Origin of the sequence: Sphingomonas sp. TREG-RG-20F-R18-01, assembly GCF_022662475.1 — a bacterium.
Lineage (GTDB): Bacteria > Pseudomonadota > Alphaproteobacteria > Sphingomonadales > Sphingomonadaceae > Sphingomonas.
The window spans coordinates 1-4,453 of record NZ_JAKNQQ010000035.1; the positions used below are offsets into that span (position 1 = coordinate 1).

The following is a 4,453-nucleotide window of genomic DNA, read 5'->3' on the forward strand; positions in this document are numbered from 1 at the left end:
CACCTGTCCCAGATCTCTGCCCGCTGAGCGGCCGAGTAATATATCCGACGACGCTGCTTCATCGCACCACTCCTTCTCATCATGAGAAGGATGCGTTGCGACCACCCGTTGAACCCACCCCCAATTCTCACCATCCCCGCGGCGCTGCAGGTTGGTCGCGGACCGATGAATCAATGTCGGGAGTTGGGAACGCCGAGCGGCTCCGGGAAGGGCGACTTCTGTGAAGGATATCGGATGCCGGCAGGCGTACGATATCCTCCAAAGCAGGAAGCCGCGGGCCACGCGTGCTGACCTATGGGGATTTCGGTTTTCGCCCCGTCGTGCGGCGGACGCATAGGCTGGTGTAACGCTGCTCGACAGGTCGCAACGCGGCCTTCGCGGGCGGGGCGCAGCGTAGCTGGGGCGCAGGATCGGAACGTGAGACGGTTGCCGGAGCGATCGGCTGGGGTGCTAGCGCGAGCGGCATCGCCGCCGGAAGCACACGACTTTCGGAGCGCGGCGAGGGCGGGCCATGCCGGGTCATGACGTGGTGGTCCCGGTCGATGCGATGCCGTGCGGCGGTGCGCGCGGCTGTCGCCATCGTTCGAAGGTCTCGATGATGACCATGTGCCCGCCGCAGCAGGGGCATGGTGGGCGGACGTCAGTCGGTTCGTCGACCGGGTCGGGGTCGGGCGGCGGCGCCACGTTCAGCAAGTGGCGGGCTCGCGCGAGGCTGGTCTTGCGCGCCGAGCTGGCGAGCAGCCCGTAATGGCGGATGCGGTGGAACCCGCGCGGCAGGACGTGGAGCAGGAAGCGGCGGATGAACTCGTCGGCGGCCAGCGTCATCGTCTGCTGTCGGTCGGCGCCGTCGCGGCGATAATCCTTGTAGCGGAACGTCACCCCGGTCTCGTCGAAGCGCACGAGCCGACTGTTCGAGATGGCGACCCGGTGGGTGTAGCGCGACAGATAGGTGAGCACCGCCTCGGGGCCGGCGAACGGTGGCTTGGCATAGACCACCCAGTTCTTTTTGCGGACCGGGGACAGGTGCCGCAGGAACGCGCGGCGATCGGCGAGATGCGCGAGGCTGCCGTAAAAGCCGAGCCGCCCCGCCGCATGGAGATCTATCAGCCGGGTCGAGAACAGACGGCGGAACAGCTTGCCCAGCACCTTGACCGGCGGCAGGAACGCAGGCCGCGAGGATATCCAGCGCGTGCCGTCACGGGCGATGCCGCCACCTGGCACGATCATGTGGACATGGGGATGATGGGTCATCGCTGAGCCCCATGTGTGCAACACCGCGGTGATGCCGATGCGCGCGCCGAGATGCCTGGGGTCGGCGGCTATCGTCAGCATCGTCTCGGACGCCGCCTTGAACAGCAGATCGTAGACCAGCGGCTTGTTGTGGAATGCGATAGCAGCGACCTCGGCGGGCAACGTGAACACTACGTGGACGTATCCGACCGGTAGCAGGTCGGCCTCGCGCTCGGCGAGCCAGGCGCGCGGCGGCACCCTGGCACCGCGGACAATGCCGGTTGCGACAGCTGTTATAGGCAACCCGCCAATGCCCGCAGTCAGTACAGGCCTCGACGTGGCCACTCATGACGGCGGTGCGGCAATGCTCGATCGCCGAAATGACCTTCAACTGATGCAGGCTCAGATGCCCGGCATGGCTCGCTCGGTACGCTGGCCCTGCGCTGCGGAAGATGTCGGCGACCTCGATGGAGGCGCGCATGCGGCGTCACCCGGCGGGCGGCCCTGTTCGCTCTTGGCCTTCCATCAGCGCCATCAGCCGGTCGAGCGGACCGGTCACGGCATGGATCGTGCGCGTCGCGACCTTGGTGTAGAGCGCGGCCGTCTCGAGCTTGCTGTGCCCGAGCAGCACTTGGATCACACGGCTATTGACATCCTGTTCCAAGAGGTGCGTGGCGAAGCTGTGCCGCAGCGTGTGCGGGCTGACCCGCTTGCGGATCCCCGCTGCCTCGGCCGCCTCGCAGACGGCGCGGTGGAGTTGCCGTGTCGAGATCGGGTCGGTGTAGCTGCGCCCTGGGAACAGCCAGCCATGCGGCAGCAGGACGCTGCGCCGCTTGCCCTCGCGCCACCGCAGCCGCAGCAGTTCGAGCAGTTGCGGCGACAGCATCGCATTGCGGTCCTTACGCCCCTTGCCCTCTTCGATGCGGATCAGCATCCGCTTGCTGTCGATATCGTCGGCTTTCAGATGGGCGACCTCCGACACGTGCAGCCCGGCACCATAGGCCACGCCGAGCGCCGCGCGGTACTTGATGCCAGGGGCCGCCTCAAGCAGCCGCGCGACCTCATCGACACTCAGCACATCGGGCAGCTTCCTGGGACGATGCGCCAGCACCAGTTTGCGCGACAGGTCCGGCCGCTCGAGCGTCACGTCGAACAGGAAGTGCAGCGCTGACACCGAGCCGTTGATGACGGACTCGCTGACGCCGTGCTCGCGCTGGTGAAGCTGGAAGCGCCGCACGTCTTCGGCGGTCGCGGTGTCCGGCGAGCGTCCCGGGAAGCTCGCGAAGGCGCGGACGTGGCGGACATAGTCGTGCTTGGTCCGCGCGTGCATCGCACGCATCGCCATGTCGTCGAGCGTCCGTTGACGCAGCGGGGTGAAGGGTCGTTCGGTCGGTTGGGTTCCCATGATGAGTTCCTCTCGTTGAAGGGAACTCCATCGTCCGCCACCGTCATCGCAGCGCCAAACCTCAGCGCAGGCGCGCTACCTCACCGCTAACACCACTGCCGCGCAGCGGCTTCGTGCTCTGGGTCCAAGCTAACTTCTGCCGGGTTCGGCCGATCAATAAGCAATGGCTGGTTACTCGCTGGGCCGCGTTTTGTAAACCAGGCCGGGGTCTGCCTCCCGATCGCCTAAGGCCGGATGCGAATGGAAAATACATCAGCACAGCTCGGACGTTGCCAGTATTCAAGCCTGTCAAACTGGGCGTTCCTGATCGTCGCATTTGAGCTTCGCACGCCTAACCAATGGGAAGGGGCCTCCAAGGCGAACCAACGCCTGCCCGAGGTTCATTAACTAGCAAGCAGGGGGCTCGAAGTAAGATTTGACGAGGTCATTCCAACTGGCCCTTCCCTTATCGGAAGGGAGGGCCAGCGATCGCAGCTTAGCAGCCGTTCACGTGTCGTGAATGGGTCTTATCGAAATGACGGCCAAGCAGGCCTCCTCCAACGCCACCAGCGACTGTACCGAGCGTGCCGCCGCCGAGAGCGTTACCTAGAAGAGCTCCACCCACTCCGCCTGCCACGGTGCCAACAGCGCCATTCCCACCGCCGCAGGGATGTCGATGATGGCTGCTACGTCCGTAATAATTCCTATGGTAATGGCGGTGGCTCCGAGCGTCAGCGGCCGTAGGCAGCAATGCTGGCACCGAGCTTAGAGCGATCATAACGGCCAGGGTGAACTTGCTTCTCATATCGTTTCCTAAGTTCATGAAAATGCCAACGGGAAAGGGCATCCCAATTTTCTATATCTCAAACTATGAACGACAGCCTAATTCCGCATACAGCTTGCTGTAAGGGTCCGGAGGTCAAATACAGTTCCCGAGCAGTCGACAAACATAAGTTCCAGAGTCATTTGCAGACCTAGGTGCGGTGAAGTGTATTTCACTGGAGAGGTAAGTTGGATAAGCAACATAAATTTCGGCCGTTGTGGGCGGTAGTTATCTTTCTACCTTTATGGGTATTATATTTTGCGGCGAAATCTTTCGTAAATTGGATTGATGACACCCTCTGATATTCTAAAAGAGCAGGTTGCACGCGCTAGAGTTTTCACCCGGATGCGCAATCAAATTCGCACTGTTCGGTACCGAGCGTTGCCCGATTGCAGCTCACTGCAGCCAGCTCGGTGGCGCGACGGTTGTTCGGTGCGAAGGTCTGAGATGCATAAACTGGACGGCGCCACGGTTCCGATCGTTCGGCAAAAACTGAGCTTCGGGCCTTGATTGCCGATTATTGCGGCTTTCCAAAGTTGGATATTTGCTCAGGCTGTGCCAACAGTTTCGTGCAAACAGAGGGCGTTACATGATTCGATCTGAACTTGTGAATGCAATCGCCGCAGACAATCCGAACTTGCCGCTCCAGCAAGTAGAGCTTCTGGTATCCGCGTTTTTCGAAGAAATTACCAAGCGATTGGCTGATGGAGGTCGCGTTGAGATCCGTGGTTTTGGATCGTTCGTTGTTCGCGACCGCGAGCCCTACGCGGGCCGGAATCCGGGTACCGGCAACGCTGTACGTGTCGATGCAAAGCGCGTTCCGCGTTTCATGCCTTTCAGAAAGTTGCGGGATAGCGTCGCAAACTTGAAGGACTGATCGCTATTTCCAACTACTCCGGCCGCAAACAGAACTGGTAGGCCGTGATTATCACTTTCAGGCCTTGGTGCCTGCCGGCTTTATAGCGCTGACGTGACCCCCGCCTTTCATCCAGCCGCAACCAGAGACCGACCGTTGG

General features: G+C 62.0%; 2 protein-coding genes and 1 pseudogene. 1 reads left to right on the forward strand and 2 read right to left on the reverse strand.

Going from position 1 to position 4,453, the window contains the following annotated elements:
• Positions 1–519: 519 nt before the first annotated feature.
• Together L8K25_RS22455 and L8K25_RS22460 are read right to left on the reverse strand one after the other, a co-directional pair.
• Positions 520–1,711, reverse strand: a pseudogene (locus L8K25_RS22455) (IS91 family transposase).
• 6 nt (positions 1,712–1,717) lie between these two features.
• Positions 1,718–2,635 (reverse strand): tyrosine-type recombinase/integrase, encoded by a 918-nt coding sequence (locus tag L8K25_RS22460; protein WP_242141250.1) that lies wholly within the window; start codon positions 2,633–2,635, stop codon positions 1,718–1,720.
• 1,391 nt (positions 2,636–4,026) lie between these two features.
• On the opposite strand from L8K25_RS22460, the gene L8K25_RS22465 reads away from it, so the two are divergent.
• A complete protein-coding gene (locus tag L8K25_RS22465; RefSeq protein ID WP_242141251.1) occupies positions 4,027–4,314 on the forward strand; it encodes an HU family DNA-binding protein in 288 nt (95 codons plus the stop codon).
• Positions 4,315–4,453: the final 139 nt, after the last annotated feature.